General features: G+C 53.4%; 16 protein-coding genes and 1 tRNA gene. 9 read left to right on the top strand and 8 right to left on the bottom strand.

The genetic code is table 11. The features are described 5' to 3' along the window. Positions 1-44: 44 nt before the first annotated feature. Positions 45-935 carry a photosystem I biogenesis protein BtpA gene (btpA, locus tag RHJ80_RS03360; protein WP_310743382.1) on the top strand — a complete coding sequence of 297 codons (891 nt, stop codon included), beginning with the start codon at positions 45-47 and terminating at the stop codon, positions 933-935. Positions 936-937: 2 nt separating this feature from the next. Here the strand turns inward: btpA and hisG are convergent, their stop codons facing one another. The 5 genes from hisG to queF all read right to left on the bottom strand — a co-directional run bounded on the left by hisG (position 938) and on the right by queF (position 4409). Next, the gene (gene hisG, locus RHJ80_RS03355; protein ID WP_206201062.1) at positions 938-1573 is read right to left on the bottom strand and encodes an ATP phosphoribosyltransferase; all 636 of its coding nucleotides are present in this window, start codon (positions 1571-1573) and stop codon (positions 938-940) included. Positions 1574-1576: 3 nt separating this feature from the next. Beyond that, positions 1577-2803 carry an ATP phosphoribosyltransferase regulatory subunit gene (locus RHJ80_RS03350; protein ID WP_310801457.1) on the bottom strand — a complete coding sequence of 409 codons (1227 nt, stop codon included), beginning with the start codon at positions 2801-2803 and terminating at the stop codon, positions 1577-1579. Between the two features lie 6 nt (positions 2804-2809). Further along, a complete protein-coding gene (locus tag RHJ80_RS03345; protein ID WP_310801456.1) occupies positions 2810-3751 on the bottom strand; it encodes a DnaJ domain-containing protein in 942 nt (313 codons plus the stop codon). A gap of 168 nt (positions 3752-3919) precedes the next feature. Next, a tRNA-Gly gene (locus RHJ80_RS03340) sits at positions 3920-3991 on the bottom strand. 19 nt (positions 3992-4010) lie between these two features. Beyond that, positions 4011-4409: a preQ(1) synthase gene (gene queF / locus RHJ80_RS03335; protein WP_310801455.1), complete on the bottom strand. Its 399-nt coding sequence runs from the start codon at positions 4407-4409 to the stop codon at positions 4011-4013. Positions 4410-4552: 143 nt separating this feature from the next. On the opposite strand from queF, the gene RHJ80_RS03330 reads away from it, so the two are divergent. Beyond that, on the top strand, positions 4553-4792 hold the full coding sequence (locus tag RHJ80_RS03330) for a hypothetical protein (RefSeq protein WP_302678836.1): 240 nt from the start codon (positions 4553-4555) through the stop codon (positions 4790-4792). 4 nt (positions 4793-4796) lie between these two features. Here the strand turns inward: RHJ80_RS03330 and RHJ80_RS03325 are convergent, their stop codons facing one another. Then, positions 4797-5246: a fasciclin domain-containing protein gene (locus RHJ80_RS03325; protein WP_302678835.1), complete on the bottom strand. Its 450-nt coding sequence runs from the start codon at positions 5244-5246 to the stop codon at positions 4797-4799. A gap of 162 nt (positions 5247-5408) precedes the next feature. Between RHJ80_RS03325 and RHJ80_RS03320 the strand changes: the two genes are divergently transcribed. Further along, positions 5409-6794 carry an NAD-dependent succinate-semialdehyde dehydrogenase gene (locus RHJ80_RS03320; RefSeq protein ID WP_310801454.1) on the top strand — a complete coding sequence of 462 codons (1386 nt, stop codon included), beginning with the start codon at positions 5409-5411 and terminating at the stop codon, positions 6792-6794. Here RHJ80_RS03320 and RHJ80_RS03315 read toward each other — a convergent pair. Beyond that, the gene (locus tag RHJ80_RS03315) at positions 6791-8734 is read right to left on the bottom strand and encodes an ABC transporter ATP-binding protein/permease (protein ID WP_310801453.1); all 1944 of its coding nucleotides are present in this window, start codon (positions 8732-8734) and stop codon (positions 6791-6793) included. The two genes, RHJ80_RS03320 and RHJ80_RS03315, sit on opposite strands and share 4 nt — an antisense overlap. Positions 8735-8807: 73 nt before the next feature. Here RHJ80_RS03315 and RHJ80_RS03310 point away from each other — a divergent pair, with 73 nt between their 5' ends. The 6 genes from RHJ80_RS03310 to RHJ80_RS03285 all read left to right on the top strand — a co-directional run bounded on the left by RHJ80_RS03310 (position 8808) and on the right by RHJ80_RS03285 (position 15573). Next, positions 8808-9473 (top strand): 1-acyl-sn-glycerol-3-phosphate acyltransferase, encoded by a 666-nt coding sequence (locus tag RHJ80_RS03310; protein ID WP_206201055.1) that lies wholly within the window; start codon positions 8808-8810, stop codon positions 9471-9473. Positions 9474-9958: 485 nt separating this feature from the next. Continuing rightward, positions 9959-10723: a pyruvate formate-lyase-activating protein gene (gene pflA / locus RHJ80_RS03305; RefSeq protein ID WP_206201054.1), complete on the top strand. Its 765-nt coding sequence runs from the start codon at positions 9959-9961 to the stop codon at positions 10721-10723. A gap of 39 nt (positions 10724-10762) precedes the next feature. Continuing rightward, positions 10763-13420, top strand: a complete 2658-nt coding sequence (gene adhE, locus RHJ80_RS03300) for a bifunctional acetaldehyde-CoA/alcohol dehydrogenase (protein WP_310801452.1) — start codon at positions 10763-10765, stop codon at positions 13418-13420. Then, positions 13417-14121, top strand: a complete 705-nt coding sequence (locus tag RHJ80_RS03295; protein ID WP_310801451.1) for a lipoate--protein ligase family protein — start codon at positions 13417-13419, stop codon at positions 14119-14121. The genes adhE and RHJ80_RS03295 overlap by 4 nt, the downstream gene beginning before the upstream one ends. Before the next feature lie 53 nt (positions 14122-14174). Continuing rightward, a complete protein-coding gene (locus tag RHJ80_RS03290) occupies positions 14175-14675 on the top strand; it encodes a hypothetical protein (RefSeq protein WP_302676832.1) in 501 nt (166 codons plus the stop codon). Positions 14676-14685: 10 nt separating this feature from the next. After that, on the top strand, positions 14686-15573 hold the full coding sequence (locus tag RHJ80_RS03285) for a hypothetical protein (protein ID WP_302676834.1): 888 nt from the start codon (positions 14686-14688) through the stop codon (positions 15571-15573). A 19-nt stretch (positions 15574-15592) separates the two neighbouring features. Here the strand turns inward: RHJ80_RS03285 and nadA are convergent, their stop codons facing one another. Then, positions 15593-16552, bottom strand: a complete 960-nt coding sequence (gene nadA, locus RHJ80_RS03280; RefSeq protein ID WP_206201049.1) for a quinolinate synthase NadA — start codon at positions 16550-16552, stop codon at positions 15593-15595. Positions 16553-16588 lie beyond the last annotated feature (36 nt).

The following is a 16588-nucleotide window of genomic DNA, read 5'->3' as shown; positions in this document are numbered from 1 at the left end:
TCCTCCTGTTATACCTGCACTGTTCACCTATCGCCGAAATCGTTGTGGATCTCCGGACTCTCTTTCACACTGCAACCCCCGTCATTGGTGTTGTCCACCTCCTTCCCTTACCCACCTCTGCCCGTTGGGGGGGGAGCCTGAAGGCCGTTATTGACCGCGCAGAACAGGAAGCCACAGCCCTCGCCTCAGGGGGAGCCAATGCCATTATTGTTGAGAATTTCTTTGATGCTCCCTTCACCAAAGATCGGGTGGATGCCGCCGTCGTCAGTGCCATGACCTTGGTGGTGCAGCGGTTAAAGAATCTGGTGGCCTTGCCCATTGGCCTGAATGTGCTGCGCAATGATGCCTTCAGTGGTCTGGCGATCGCTGCCTGTACCGGGGCACAATTTATCCGCGTTAATGTGCTCACTGGGGTAATGGCGACAGATCAAGGCATTATTGAAGGCCAAGCCCATCAACTCCTGCGCTACCGCCGCGAACTGGGGCAAGACATCAAAATTTTTGCCGATGTGATGGTAAAGCACGCCCAGCCGCTCCACAGTCCGAACCTCGCCACTGCGGTACGGGACACCTTTGAACGGGGACTCGCCGATGGGGTGATTCTCTCCGGTTGGGCAACGGGACATCCGCCCACTGAGGAAGATCTATCCGTGGCCGCCAGTGCCGCCAAGGGACAACCCCTCTTTATTGGCAGTGGTGCCTCTTGGGACAATGTGGAGCAATTAGTGCCCTACGTCAACGGCGTCATTGTTGCCAGTTCTCTGAAGCGCAATGGCCAGATTGAACAACCCATTGACCCCATTCGTGTCAGCCGTTTTGTCGAAGCATGGCAGCGAGCCCACCACAAGATTCAGGAACTCAATCGCGCCAATGGCAACTGCCGGGGGTCGATCAATGAACCCCTGCCAGCCATGGTTGTGCACGGCCAAAAATGAGATCAGGCGATCGCTCCTGTTAACTGCGGAACGTAGTGTCCAAGACCATTGAGGTTGAGGCGATAGCTGCGGGGATGGGCAATCAAGTAGGCTGTGCTGCTAAAAATTTGCTCTAGCTCCACAAGGCCATTTTCCTTGAGGGTGCGCCCCGTCGAGACCAAATCCACAATCGCCTCTGCCATCCCCGTAATCGGCCCCAGTTCCACTGAACCATAGAGCGGCACTATATCCACGGGCAAATCCAACTGCTGGAAAAAGGCATCGGCACAGCGGACAAACTTTGAGGCGACGCGGCAATGGGGGGGCAAATCGCGGGCACTGCGGTAGGGGCTAGAGGCTTTGACGGCCACCGACAGCCGACACTGACCAAAACCGAGATCCGCTAGCTTGGCCACGTGGGGATTTTTTTCCCGCAGCACATCGTAGCCCACAATGCCCAACTGCGCTTGACCATACTGCACATAAACCGGGACATCTTGGGCACGTACCAAAAGGGCGCGGGCACGGCCATCCTGAGAAAGCACCTGAAGTTGGCGATTTCCCGGCTCGAGGAGCGCTTCAAAATTTAAGCCCACCCGTTGGAAGTAGGCAATACTATCTTTGAGTAGGGCACCTTTGGGTAGGGCGATCGTTAGCATGGCCTAAACACTCTGAATCTGCAAATAGGTTGCCCCATCACTGAGGGCTTCGATCTGCGGTGGCGCATCACTCTCAATCCAAGCAATATAGGGAATCTGGCGATCGCGGGCATAGGCGCGGATTTGTTCTGGCGTCAGATCTAGAAGTGCCAACTCCACTCGAGTCGAGCCATCCAAGCGTAGGGTTTGGGCATGGTGGAGGGCAGCAGCGAGAGCGTTGCTTGTGCGGGGAACCACCAGCCATTGACTACGGGGAGCTAAGAGGGCGGCTGGGGGAATGGCGATCGCCTGCAAGAGCGCCTCGACATTAAAGACAAAACCAATCCCCGGCACCGTGGCACCGTCCGGATGATAGATACTGAGCAGTTGATCATAGCGCCCCCCTTGAGCCACCAACCGCAGTTCCGTTTCCGTGGGAATTAAGACCTCAAAGATAATCCCCGTGTAGTAATCAAAGGACTGCACAAGGCTGAGATCAAGGATAATCGCCAAAGACTCAGCCACCAAGCCCAACAACTGTTGCAATTCCCCAAAGCGATCGGCCACCCCTGCCACGTCAGACCACTGCGCTAAGCGTTCCCCCACTTCCCTTGGAGTGCCCCGCAGATCAAAGAGGGCAAGGGCGCGATCGCGCCAAGGGGCGGGGAGAGCCTGCAAACTCACGCGGTCTAAATTAGCCAAGCACTGGCGCACCGTTTTTTGCAGCTCCGCTGGAAAGGGACTGAGCAACTGTTGCGTCAGGTGGGCATCCCCCACCAAGAGATAGGCCTCCTCAACCGCTAGTGCCCCAAGGCACTCCTGCACCAGCCAGAGAATTTCTGCATCCGCCGCTAAACCTGTTGCCCCCAGTAGCTCCACTCCCGCTTGGAAAAATTCCTGCTGGTTGCCCAACTCTGCCACAGTTGTCCGCCGAAAGACATTGGTTTTGTAATAGAGCCGTTGGGGCAGTTGCCTGCCTGCCATACGAGTCACAGCAGCACGAGCGATCGAAGCCGTTAATTCTGGCCGCAATCCCAAGGGTTCATCACCGCTTCCTTGGACTTGAATAACTGTTTCTGGATGAACGGTTCCCCCTGCCGTCAATGTGGCCAAGGTCTCGATCGTCGGCGTAATAATTTCTTGATACCCCCAGCTTTGAAAGACGCGCTCCAAGCGCTGCTCTAGCCACCGTTGCCGTGCCACATCAAGGGGCAAAATATCGCGGGCACCACAGGCAGGTTGATACACCATAGTGAATTATTTTTTCCCAAAAAGACCAAAGAAGGAGGATTTCTTTTTCTCCGGTTTTGGCGGCTCAGTATTTTTTTGCTGTTGCTGGGCTTTACGCTCCCTCTTGCTAATTGCTTCGAGTCCCTGTATGGCCGTCACCTCTTGAGGATTCAGCTTCAGGGCTTGATTAAAGTGAATTTTGGCCATACTGAGGGAGCCTTGTTGCAGATACACCTTGCCTAGGAGAGCATTGCAGCGGGCACTGCGGGGGTCAATTTTCAGGGCATCCTTCAATTCTTTGATGGCTTCCAGATAAATGCCTTTATTAAAGAGTTCTTCTGCGCGTCGGAAGTATTGCTCTGTAAATTGCTCTGTTTTGGGAGCCTCTGTCGGCGGTGTCGTCCCTGTGGCGGCTGCTGGTGTGGCACGCACTTGGGTTTCATCTGATTTGGGTGGGGATGCAGGCGTAGAAACCGTGGCTGTGGTTGCCTTGCCGCCTGCCGATCGCCACAGATAAATCAAATTGAGTTCACTAATTTGTTCGCTAATTTTCAGGACATTGTTTAAGTCTTTGTACTGATCTTGGGCAAGGGTATTGAGCGCCTTTTGATAGGCTTCTTCAACATTGGCAGCGTTAAAGACTTCCTGTGCCAAATCAAAGGTGGGCGTTGGCACAATATTGGCCGTTAGCAGTTGCTTTTCAAGCAAGCGCAAAATGACTTGATATTCTTCCCGCTCTTTTTCTTGGGAAAGCACCTCATAGGCAGGATTCACAAACTTGGAGAGCAAATCACTGGCCATTTTTTTGCCCGATTCATCATCACGGCTGTCGGGGTGCAGTGTCTTGGCAATTTTGAGATACCGCTTGCGAATTTCCCCGGGTGCTGCCGACAATGGAATCCCTAGGGCAGCATGGAGATCCCGTTTGGAGTTAAAGCGACCCAGACCGTGATTGATCTCGAAGGGCATAATCAGTGAAACCGCAGGGGCAGAACATCATTAGATTATACCTGCTGATAGAGGGGGTTGGTGGCCAAACAATTGGGTACCTTCATGGCTCCGCCACGCTAGCGCGAAAGGGCAGCTTTGAATCTCTGAAATGCTCCAGAGTACCGCATTTTGGTGGTTTTTAGGGAAAGCGGACGATGGGACTCGAACCCACGACGTTCAGCTTGGGAAGCTGACATTCTACCACTGAATTACGTCCGCAGTCTTGCAGTCTATAATTTTAGCACGAACTTTCCGGCTGGCGATGGTGTTCGACTGTAATAACGGTATGCACATTGCCACGGGGGGCAAAGTCCCCTTTGATTTTCATGTAGAGGGGGTCGCAGGCGGCCACGAGATCATCGAGGACTTGATTCACCGCTTCTTCGTGGGAAATGTAGCGATCGCGATAGCTGTTGATGTAAAGCTTAATCGCTTTTAGTTCCACCACCTTTTCATGGGGAATATAGCTAACGTAAAGCGTGGCAAAGTCAGGATAGCCAGAAAATGGACACTTACAGGTAAACTCCGGCAGGGTAATCTCAATGGTGTATTGCCGACCGGGACGTGGATTGGGAAATGTAATCAGTTGCCCTTCTTGAATGGCGCGTTCGCCGTACTTCATTTCTGATACTTGCATTGTTTGGTTCCAACAGCTTGAGAACGACTCAGAGATTCTCTTTAGACCATAAGTAAAGTTTATCAAGATTTAAGTTCCTAGCCCCTCGACACCAACGTTGCAGGGTGAGAATAGGGTAGAGAGGTTGTTGAGGCGAGAGTGCCATGGAACGTTATCAGCCAAATGGAACCCCTCTCTCAGAGGCCGATAAAGCAGAACTAGCCCAACTCAAACAACTGCTAGAGCGAGCGATCGCCGACGGCGTATTGACTGCCGACGAAATGGCGCAAATCAAGCGACAAATTCGCGCCGATGGCAAAGTCACCTATGAAGAGCTAGAGCTTTACCGCCAGTTTGTGGAGGAGAAAATCCGCCAAGGGCTTTTGGTGCGGGAAATTCGCTAACGCCCTAGACTTTGTAGGGGATGTTGGTGTCCTGAAAGGAGTGGGCTGGATTCAGACCCATCAAGATCACGGTGTCAATGACATGGATAATACCGTTCTCCGCTTCAATATCAGCGGCAAGGACAGTGGCGTTTTTGACTTCCAAGGGATGATCGCCATGAATCGGAATAGTGGAACCTTCGAGGGAAGTGACAATTTCCATCTTTTTCAGGTCGGCGGCTTTGTAGGCACCGGCAACCACATGGTATTTGAGAATCCGCGCTAACTGGGGAGGATTTTGCACAAGGGAGGTAATGGTGCCATCGGGCAACTTGGCAAAGGCATCATCATTGGGGGCAAACACCGTAAAAGGCCCCGGCGATTGCAGGGCTTCCACCAGATTGGCCACCTTGACAGCAGTCACTAGTGTGGAAAAGCCGCGAGTATTCACTGCAATATCAACAATGGTTGCCATAAAAGCGTGCCCCACAACTGCGATGAAAATGCACAACGATGGTTTGCGATCGCCCCATTCATCAAGAGGATGGGGACTGTAACAAACGCTAGAATTAGCATACTGAACCCACGTCCTAGGCGCTAGCGATCGCTGGCGTCAGCCAGATAGGGAAATTTAATCATGGCAATCGCGTCGGTTAATCCCACAACGGCTGAGGTCTTAAAAACTTTTTCCCCTTTAGGGGCTGAGGAAGTGGAGAGGGCGATTGCCCAAGGGGCGACGACCTTTGAGACCTATCGCCTGACAGCCTTTGAGCAGCGTGCCCAGTGGCTAGAAAACACAGCAAATCTCCTGCAACAGCAGCGGGATGCGCTTGCTCGCCTCATGACCCTTGAGATGGGTAAACCAATGACAGAGGCGCGGGCTGAAATTGACAAATGTGCGTGGGTGTGTCATTACTATGCCGAGCAGGGGGCAGCTTTCCTGGGGCCTGAATTAATTCCCACAGAGGCAAGCTACAGCGCGATTCATTACCAGCCCCTTGGCATTATTTTGGCCGTGATGCCGTGGAATTTTCCCTTTTGGCAGGTGTTTCGCTTTGCGGCCCCGGCCTTGATGGCGGGGAATGTGGTTCTGCTCAAGCATGCTTCTAATGTGCCTCAGTGCGCGCTGGCGATCGCCCAGCTCTTGAGGGAAGCGGGCTTTCCTGCGGGGGTCTTTCAAACCCTGCTGATTCCCGGCAGTGCCATTGCTGATCTGGTGGCGGATCCGCGTATTAAGGCAGCGACTCTCACGGGCAGCGAAGCAGCGGGCAAAAGTTTAGCCCAAGCAGCAGGTCAGCACCTCAAGAAAACCGTTCTGGAACTGGGGGGAAGTGATCCCTTTATTGTCATGCCCAGTGCCAATATCCCTCAGGCGATCGCCACCGCTGTCCAAGCCCGCATGATTAACAATGGCCAATCCTGCATTGCGGCTAAACGCTTTATTGTCCATGAGGCTGTCTATGACACCTTTGCCGAGGGCATGAAAGCTGCCTTCGAGACGTGGGTAATTGGCGATCCCTTGGAACCCACCACACAACTGGGGCCTCTTGCTACTGCCGCCATCCGTGATGAACTCCACGCCCAGGTTGAACTTGCCCTTGCCCATGGTGCCAAGGTCTTTTACCGCCGCAACCTTGATCTGCCGAGCCATTGTCAGCAGGGGTATTTCTTTGCGCCGACGATGTTGGCAGAGGTCACTCCAGATAACCCCGTGTTTCATCAGGAGCTATTTGGACCTGTGGCGATGCTCTTTCGGGTACCGTCCCTAACTGCGGCAATCGAACTGGCCAATGCCACACCCTTTGGTTTAGGGGCCAGTGCTTGGACACAGGAGAGCGATGAAGCGGAGATCCTCGTGCGGGATCTCGAAGCGGGTGCCGTCTTCATTAACGCGATGGTCAAGTCGGATCCACGTTTGCCCTTTGGCGGGATCAAGACCTCTGGCTATGGCCGTGAACTGGGACGGGCAGGACTGTTGGAGTTTGTCAATATTAAAACAGTGTGCCGCTACGGCGATACCTAACTGAGGGCATAAAATTTCCATTCGCGATCGCCCTTGAGTTCTAAAACGTACTTGTGGTACTGCATCAGGCTCTCACGGTGGCCAACACTAATGTAGTTGCGGGTGGTGCGCTGAATGTGCTCATAGACTCGTTTTTCGTTGGCTAAGTCTAGGGCGCTGGTGGCTTCATCCAAAATGGCGTAGGGGCGGTGATTCAGCAGCAGGCGGGCGATCGCCAGTCGTTGTTGTTCCCCAAGCGACAGCACATCATCCCACGCTAATTCCACATCCAGACCACCGACGCGATCCGGCAAATGTGCCAAGTTGACTTCGTTAAGGGCGTGCAAAAGCACATCGTCTGGGGTTTGGCGATCGCCACTGGGGTAGAGCAGTTGGGTGCGCAACGTACCCAGCACCATATAGGGGCGTTGGGGCAAAAAGAGCACTTCATCTACGGGGGGACGAATAATACGGCCACTGCCACTTTGCCAGAGTCCGGCGATCGCCCGCAGGAGCGAACTTTTACCGACTCCACTCGGCCCCATGATCACCACACTGTCCCCCGCCTCAAGGGCAAATGTGACATCTTCCACCAGCCGCCGTGCCAAGTTCGGTGTATCCACAGCCACGTGTTCTAGGGCAATGTAGGACTTCTCCACCAATTCAATTTGCGATTGGGGGGGCACTGGGGGCGTTGTCAGCGCCTCATCAAACTCTGCCAAACGCTCAATACCCGCAATAAAGCCCGTGAGGTTCGTAAACTGGTTCACAATGATTGAGAGTGCCCCCAGCACCTGCGAGAAAGCAAAGCTGGCTTGGCTAATAGCACCAAAGTCAATCTCGCCGGCAAAGTAGCGGGGAGCAACCACCGCTGCCGGCACGATGATCACAAAGTAGTTATAGGCCGTCGTGAAAAAATCAAGATTTCGCTGCCAACCAATCAAGAGGTTAAAGTTCCGCAGCACCTCGAGAAAGCGCTGACGCACCTGCACCGACTCTTGGCCTTCACCGCGATAAAAGGCAATGGACTCGGCATTATCGCGCACATGAACCAAGCCATAACGAAAATCGGCTTCGCGCCGCAGTTGGTTAAAGTTCAGCCAAATCAGGCGTTGTCCAATCAAAACGGTCACAATCGTACCGACAATGGCATAGCCAACCAAGGTCAGCGTTAGGGTTTGGGAGATACTCCAGAGAATGCCACTAAAGGCAATGAGGTCAATAATTTCGCCCAGAATGATTAGTAGAAACTGGAGCGAGGTTTGGGTAAAGGAGCGGATATCCTCGGTGATCCGTTGATCAGGGTTATCAATCTCGCCTTGGTTTTCGATGGTGTAGTAGGCTCGATTCTGGAAATAGCGATCCAAAAAATGACGGGTGAGCCAATCCCGCCAGCGCAACCCTAGATATTCGCGCACGTAGCGATAAATGACGACAATCGGCGTCCCCACCACAAAAACGCCAGCATACACCAAGAGGAATCGCCAGTAGGTTTCAGCATTTTTCTCCGCCAGTGCCGTCTGGAAGAAGCGCCCGACAAAGCTAATGATCACGTTGAGGCCACTCACGGAGAGGGAAAGCATCAGCAGTAACCCCAAGAGTGCCCACGCTTGCCACCGAGGCAGCAGGGGTTGCCGCAGCAGCGCAAAGACGCCCAAGGGGAGAATCACCGTCCCCAGCAGAATACTACGGCTGAGGGGCTGTGCCCACAGGGATTGAATCATCTCCATGAGACCACCGGCAATTTGTCCCATCAGTTCGGGGGCAAGGGCATTGAGGCCAAAGGTCACGGCTGCCGTCAGACCGAAGAGGAAGCCAAACATGAGGGCAATGACCAGAAAAAGCAGCAGGATAAAGATCACACTGCTGCCCCAGCGATGGCGGGGAAAGAAATAGGGTTGGGCAATCCGCAGAAACTGCCCCCAAACACGGAGATTAAAGCGATGGGTCGGCTGCGACATTGGCTTGTTCCTCGACAGTGGCAAGGGGCTACAGGCCTACTATTGTAGTGGGGGCAGCTACAGAGGAGAACGGATGCGCCATAAAAAAACGGCACCCACCACATCTCATATCTCACCGTGGCTCTATTGGGGGTTATGGCCAATTCATCGCCTATTTTTGCCCCTTTACTTTTCGCGGATTACGATTGTCGGTCGCGAGCAGTTGCCCAAGGAGGGTCATTTCTTGCTTGCCCCCAAGCACTGTAGCCGTTGGGATCCGGTGATTTTGCCCTTGGTGTGGCCTTATCCGCTACGCTTTATGACCAATGCGATCGAGTTTGGCGGGGTGCAGGGCTGGTTTATCCGTCGTCTGGGTGCCTTTGCTGTGAACCTCAACCGTCCTCAGCCCAGTAGTTTGCGCCATGTGCTGGAGATTCTCAATGCAGGTCAGCCCCTAGTGATCTTTCCCGAGGGTGGGATTGTGCCGGATCAGGTAGTACGTCCCCTGAAGCCCGGTCTTGCCCGTCTTGTCTTGCAGGCCGATCGCCCCCTGCCGATTTTTCCCGTTGGCATTGCCTACGATCCACAGCCGCAGTTTCGTGCGCGGGTAGCCCTTTGGATTGGAGCGCCCCTGTGGACGCCCGCTGAGCGCGAGGGCAACCTCAAACAACAGGCACAGGAATTGACCCAGCAACTGGAAGCAGCCTTACATGCAGCCGTGCTTGAGGCCCGCAAATGTGCGCGATCGCAGGGCGAGTAGAGCTACTTTGTCACTAATCACACAATTGGCCTAGATCAAGAGAATTTTGTAGAATAAAGACAAGATTGAACAAGTCCTCAAAAGCCTCAATCTTGATATTTTCCAAGCTTTGAGCGAGCGATCGCCCACCAATAGGGGTGTACTTAAAGACTCTTTATTAAGTTAGGCAACGTTGCGAAACAACCACCAATCCTAAAAGTTAATTAAGACAGCGGGCAAATTGTGTTTCTGCTTTTATGCTGAAATTATAGTTTTACCAAGCGCAGCACTGTACTGCTCTTTTCCCAAGAATGGAGCACGTTCAAAATGGCTATATAACAGATGTACCTCCTAGGCCGTAGGCAAGACGTAGAGAGGAATTGAAAACAGAGTTTCTGTTAACTGGGATACTTTCTTAAGCGATTAAAATTTTAGCAAATTTTTTAGAAGGTTCTCTTTAAATCCATAAACGCTATCTCAAGCAATCTGTTGTCACCGAGGTTTCAATGATGGTTTCCATACTCCCTGAAAAACAACCCGAAAAACAAAAGGTGACAGGTTACATTCACTCCGTTGAGACCTGTGGCACGGTAGATGGCCCCGGCATTCGCTATGTGATTTTTACCCAAGGGTGTCCACTGCGCTGTCTGTACTGCCACAATCCCGACTGCCGCGAACCCCATCAGGGCAAGCTCGTAACCGTGGATGAACTGATTGCCGATATTCAGCATTACCAATCCTATCTGCGCCAAGGGGGCGTAACGGTCAGTGGCGGCGAACCACTGATGCAGCCGGAGTTTGTGCGTGAAATTTTTGAGCGCTGCCACGAATTAGGATTGCACACCGCCCTAGATACGTCGGGCTATGTGGTCTTGGAGGCGGCTAAACCGGTTGTGGCGGCAACGGATCTGGTGTTGCTCGACATTAAATCCTTTCTGCCGGAGACCTATCGGCGGGTCACCAGTGTCACGATTACCCCCACCTTGGAGTTGGCCAAGTACCTAGATGAGATCCACAAACCGACGTGGATCCGCTTTGTCTTGGTACCGGGGCTGACGGATGATCCCGAAAATATTCGGGGATTGGCGCAATTTGTGGCGGGTCTGCGTAACGTGGAGAAAGTGGAGGTGTTGCCCTTTCACAAAATGGGGGAATACAAATGGCAGCAATTAGGGTTGCCCTATGAACTGTTTGATACGCCGGCAGCGAGTCCCAAAGATGTCCAACGGGCGATCGCCCTTTTCCGTGAATATGATCTCAACGTTCAATAACTTGCCCATTTAAGAAATTTCTTTCCTCAGGAGTCGCCCATGACTGCCCAAGCCTTAACTCATTCTCAACCCGTTCAAACCATTGCCGATCTCGAAGCACTCATTGAGCGTGTCCAAAGGGCACAAACCCAGTATGCTCAGTTTACCCAAGAGCAGGTGGATCACATTTTCCACCAAGCGGCCATGGCGGCCAACCAAGCGCGGATTCCCCTTGCCAAACAAGCCGTTGCCGAAACGGGCATGGGGGTTGTCGAAGATAAAGTCATTAAAAATCACTTTGCCTCGGAATATATCTACAACAAGTACAAACATGAGAAAACCTGCGGCGTAATTGAGGATGATCCCATTTTTGGCATCCAAAAAATTGCTGAACCCGTGGGGATCATTGCCGGTGTGGTGCCGGTGACGAATCCAACTTCGACGACCATCTTTAAGGCCTTGATTGCCCTGAAAACTCGCAATGGCATTATCTTTTCGCCCCATCCCCGAGCAAAGGTCTGTACGGTGGCCGCAGCCAAGGTGGTGTTGGATGCAGCAGTCGCCGCTGGCGCACCCCCCGATATTATTGGCTGGATTGATGAGCCAACCATTGAACTCTCCCAAGTCCTGATGCAGCATCCCCAAATTAAATTGATTTTGGCCACGGGTGGGCCAGGCATGGTGAAGGCCGCCTATTCCTCTGGTCATCCGGCGATCGGGGTCGGGGCGGGGAATACCCCGGTGCTCATTGATGCCACAGCCGATATTCCAACGGCAGTGAGTTCGATTCTCCTGAGTAAGGCCTTTGACAATGGCATGATCTGTGCCTCGGAGCAGGCGGTGATTGTTGTTGATGAGATCTATGATGCCGTCAAAGCGGAGTTCCAACGGCGGGGTGCCTACATTCTTTCCCCTGAGGAACAGCAGCGGGTGGCACAACTCCTCCTGAAGGATGGTCGCCTCAATCCTGCGATTGTCGGTCAATCAGCAGCCACTATTGCTGCAATGGCCAATATCCAAGTGCCGCCAGAAACGCGGGTACTCATTGGTGAAGTGAGTGAAGTGGGGCCGCAGGAGCCATTTTCCTATGAGAAACTCTGTCCCGTCTTGGCCTTGTATCGGGCACCCCAGTTCCATAAAGGGGTGGAAATTGCCGCACAGTTGGTGAATTTTGGCGGCATGGGGCACACCTCTGTGCTCTACACCGATCCCCGCAACCAAGATGACATTGCCTACTTCAAATACCGCATGCAGACGGCACGGGTTTTGATTAATACACCTTCTTCCCAAGGGGCGATCGGGGATTTGTACAACTTCAAGTTGGATCCCTCGCTGACCTTGGGGTGTGGGACGTGGGGCGGTAATGTCACGTCAGAAAATGTCGGTCCCCATCACCTGTTGAATATCAAAACGGTGAGCGATCGCCGCGAAAATATGCTCTGGTTCCGCGTGCCGCCGAAAATTTACTTCAAACCCGGCTGCCTACCCATTGCCTTGCGAGAGCTAGAAGGGAAAAAACGCGCCTTCTTGGTTACCGATAAACCCCTCTTTGACTTGGGCATCACTGACCCGATTGTGCACACCCTCGAAGAACTGGGCATCAAGCACGACATCTTCCATGAAGTGGAGCCAGACCCGACCCTGAGTACGGTGAATCGCGGCCTAGAACTGCTGCGAGACTATCAGCCCGATGTGATTATTGCCGTGGGGGGTGGCTCACCCATGGATGCGGCCAAGGTGATGTGGCTGTTGTATGAGCATCCAGAGGTGGAGTTTGACGGCTTGGCCATGCGCTTCATGGATATTCGCAAGCGGGTGTATCAACTGCCCCCCTTGGGTCAAAAAGCCATGATGGTGGCAATTCCCACGACCTCGGGGACGGGTTCCGAAGTGACGCCCTTTGCAGTGGTTACCGACGATCGCGTGGGGATTAAATACCCCTTGGCGGACTATGCCCTCACGCCCACCATGGCGATTGTGGATCCCGACTTGGTGCTGCACATGCCCAAGAAACTCACGGCCTATGGCGGCATTGATGCCCTAACCCATGCCTTGGAGTCCTATGTATCGGTGCTCTCGACGGAGTTTACTGAGGGACTGGCATTAGAGGCAATCAAACTGCTGTTTACGTACTTACCCCGTGCCTATCGCTTGGGGGCGGCTGACCCAGAAGCTCGCGAGAAAGTTCACTATGCCGCCACGATCGCCGGCATGGCCTTTGCCAATGCTTTCTTGGGGGTCTGCCACTCGATGGCCCACAAACTTGGCTCCACCTTCCATTTGCCCCACGGCCTTGCCAATGCGCTGATGATTTGCCATGTCATCCGCTATAACGCCACGGATGCCCCCCTGAAACAGGCAATCTTTCCACAGTACAAGTATCCGCAAGCCAAGGAACGCTATGCCCAAATTGCCGACTTTCTTGAATTGGGTGGTAGCACGCCAGAGGAAAAAGTGGCGCGCCTGATTGCCGCTATTGAAGACCTGAAGGCGCAGTTAGAGATTCCAGCCACCATTAAGGAAGCCCTCAACAGTGAGGATCAAGCCTTCTATGAACAGGTGCAAAGCATGGCCGAACTGGCCTTCGACGATCAGTGCACGGGGGCAAATCCTCGCTATCCGCTGATTCAAGACCTGAAGGAGTTGTATATCCTTGCCTATATGGGGTGTCGGCGGGATGCGGCAGCCTACCATCCGGCAGAAGCAGCTTCTGAATGAAGTGGCGTTATATTCCCCCCTTTGGGGCGCCGGGAAAAGTGCAAATGGCGGTGGATCGGTGGTTGTGGCAGTCTAGCGATCGCCCCTGTCTGCGGTTTTACACTTGGTCACCGCCCGCCATCTCCCTTGGCTACAGTCAGCGGCAAATTCCAGAGCACTGGCAACACCTGCACTGGCAGGGGCAAGCCATCGAACTGGTGCAGCGACCCACGGGGGGGCGGGCTGTTTTGCACCAAGGGGATCTCACCTACAGTCTAGTGGTGTGGGGGTTGGGGCAACGGCGGCGACAGGTTTATACCGATCTGTGTCAATTCCTGAGGGTGGGGTTTGAGCGCCTAGGGTGGCCTCTGCAGTTGGGACAAGACCCCTATTCCTCTCAAGCGCCGATCAATTGCTTTGCCCAAGCCACCGTGGCCGATTTGGTTTTACCTACGGGCGAGAAAGTCATTGGTAGTGCCCAAGCTTGGCGGGGCGATCGCGTCCTGCAGCATGGTTCAATTGTCCTGACCCCTGACCTCGATCTATGGCAGCAGGTATTTGGCAGTGTTCCCCATCGGCAGTCCCTTCCCCCTTTAGAGGTGGTGCAAACGGCTCTCTTGGACGCCTTTGAGGCGCAGTGGCAAGTGAAACTGACCCCGGAACCCTTGAGCGATCGCGAGTGGCAAGAGATTAATGCAGAAATTAACAAAGTATCAAACTAGGGCTGTGGCTTCCCCCTCTAGGCTATGATTGGCTTGTTGTCTTGGGGATTCACATGGCACGCTGGCTGACTGCGCTTATTTTAACCCTGACGCTTCTCATTACCGGTTGCGCCCCTACCCCGCCCTCTCCCTATGAGCAGGTGCAACAGGAAAGCACTCAGCGCAATGCACCACCGGCAGTGAGTCGTGAAGCCACCCAAGGCAGTGAATTTAATCGCTTCTTTCCGCCCGAGGGGAATGGCTTTGAGCGCATCTATGTCCAAGAGAAAAAGGGCTTTGCCGAGGCTAAGCTGAAAAAAGAGGGCAAAGAACTAGCGATGCTGGCCATTTCCGATACGATTAGCACCCCTGAGGCTGCCGCCAAGTTTCAAAACAGTACGATGCAGATTGCTGGCTATCCAGCAGTAGAGGTGGGAACCACACAAACGGCCATTCTGGTGGCCAACCGCTATCAGGTGAAGGTACTCTCCCGTGATCCCAGTTTTACCGCCAGCGATCGCCGCGAATGGATTGAAAAATTTGATCTTGCTGGTTTAGCCCAACTTGCCCCCTAAGGAGACCACCGTGAGCGCAGCTATCTATAAAATTGTTGATCAACTCCCCACTGGGGGCATCACCGTTATGGCCCTCAAGTCCTTGGATTTCATCATTCCCGGCCAGTGGCAAAATATCGTTGGTTTTGATAACACGATCCGCCATGTAACTGGAGAAACGGATCCTGCCTTGATCCGCCAAATTGGCGATCGCGCCGTGCGGCTCTTTAATGACAAATCCCAAGGCTATCAGCGGGCACTGTGGCTCTATCAAACCGTGGACAACACCGATGCTCTCCTAGGAGCGGCTGCCCTTGCCAACAAAGTGGGCGAGAAAATTTCCTTCCTCGGCTTCTTGGATAAAATGACACCCAAGCCAGAGCGGGCGCAGTCCATTGATCTCAGCATTAAGCTGATTGTGGAAATTCTGGCCTTTTGTCAAATCAATGGCATTCCCGGTGACAGCCTCGGCGACTTCCTGCGTGCCCTTGCCGACTACAGTGGTGAATCCCTGATGCGGATGGCCGCCCTCATCTGCTTTGATGGCCTGATTCCCCTAGGGCCTGACTTTCTTCTCAAATGCTTGGGCACACTGCAAAGCTTGCAACCCAATGATCTACAGGAAAACCCCACCTTCAAAGCAATTGGCAGTGTCGTGCCGGGGGGCAATCCCAGCGGTCAATTGGGCTTTATTGTCGAAAGTTTTAATGCCGTGCAGGGGTGGATGCATCAATTTGTCAGCAGCCACGAGTTAACGCCGCAAAAGGTGATCAATAGTCTGCAAAGCTTTATTGAACTCTCGAAGGATAACCTCGACTACTTGGGAGCCTTTTTGGACATGAGCACCAACTACTACTACCATACGGGCGTTCAGACCCTAGCTCGTCGCCTGATTGAGCGAGCAGTTGCTGAGATTTAAGGGAGCTGACACCCTTGGTTTAGGACATTTCCAGCATGCGTTGGATGGGTTTGAGCGCCGCAAGGCGGATGTCTTCTGGTAGTTCAATCTGGGGCTGGCGATCGCGCATACACAAATAGAGTTTTTCTAGGGTATTCAGGCGCATAAAGGGGCACTCATTACAATTGCAGGTCTGATCCTGAGGGGGCGCAGGGATAAAAGTTTTCTCTGGGTTGCGCCGCTGCATCTGGTGGAGAATCCCTGGCTCGGTGACAACGATAAAGGTATCGTGATCTTGGCGTTGGCTATAGTTGAGCAAAGCCGTTGTCGAACCAATAAAATCGGCATGGCGGAGTACGGCTTCTTCGCATTCGGGGTGGGCAATCACCTGGGCCGTGGGGTAGGCGGCCTTGAGTTCGAGGATGCGTCGCTCGGAGAAGGTTTCATGGACAATGCAACTGCCGTCCCACAGCACCATCTGCCGTCCGGTTTGTGCCATGACATAGCGACCAAGGTTGCGATCGGGGGCAAAAATCAGGGGCTGATCCGCAGGCAACTGCTGCACAATTTTCACTGCATTAGAACTGGTGCAAATAATGTCACTCAGGGCTTTAATTTCGGCAGTGCAGTTAATGTAGGAAATCACCCAATGGTCAGGATACTGCGCCTTAAAAGCAGCAAAGGCGTCCGCAGGACAACTGTCTGCCAAAGAACAGCCCGCCGCCAAATCCGGCAGCAACACCAGCTTATCGGGGTTGAGAATCTTGGCGGTTTCGGCCATGAAATGCACCCCAGCAAAAACAATGACATCGGCATTGGTACTGGCGGCCTGCCGCGACAGCCCAAGGGAATCACCAATGTAATCGGCCACATCTTGAATGGCGGGGTCTTGGTAGTAGTGGGCTAGAATCACTGCATTCAGTTCCCGCTTCAGGTCTTGGATGGCCGCAATTAAATCCAACGGCAGGGACGGTTGGGGGGCAGCGAGAGTCGCAAACACAGGCAGTGGGTTCCTTTCGCAATTGGTAACGAGTCT

The organism is Thermosynechococcus sp. QS41, from assembly GCF_031583515.1.
Taxonomy (GTDB): Bacteria; Cyanobacteriota; Cyanobacteriia; order Thermosynechococcales; family Thermosynechococcaceae; genus Thermosynechococcus.
This window is presented reverse-complemented; position numbering and strand designations above follow the sequence as displayed.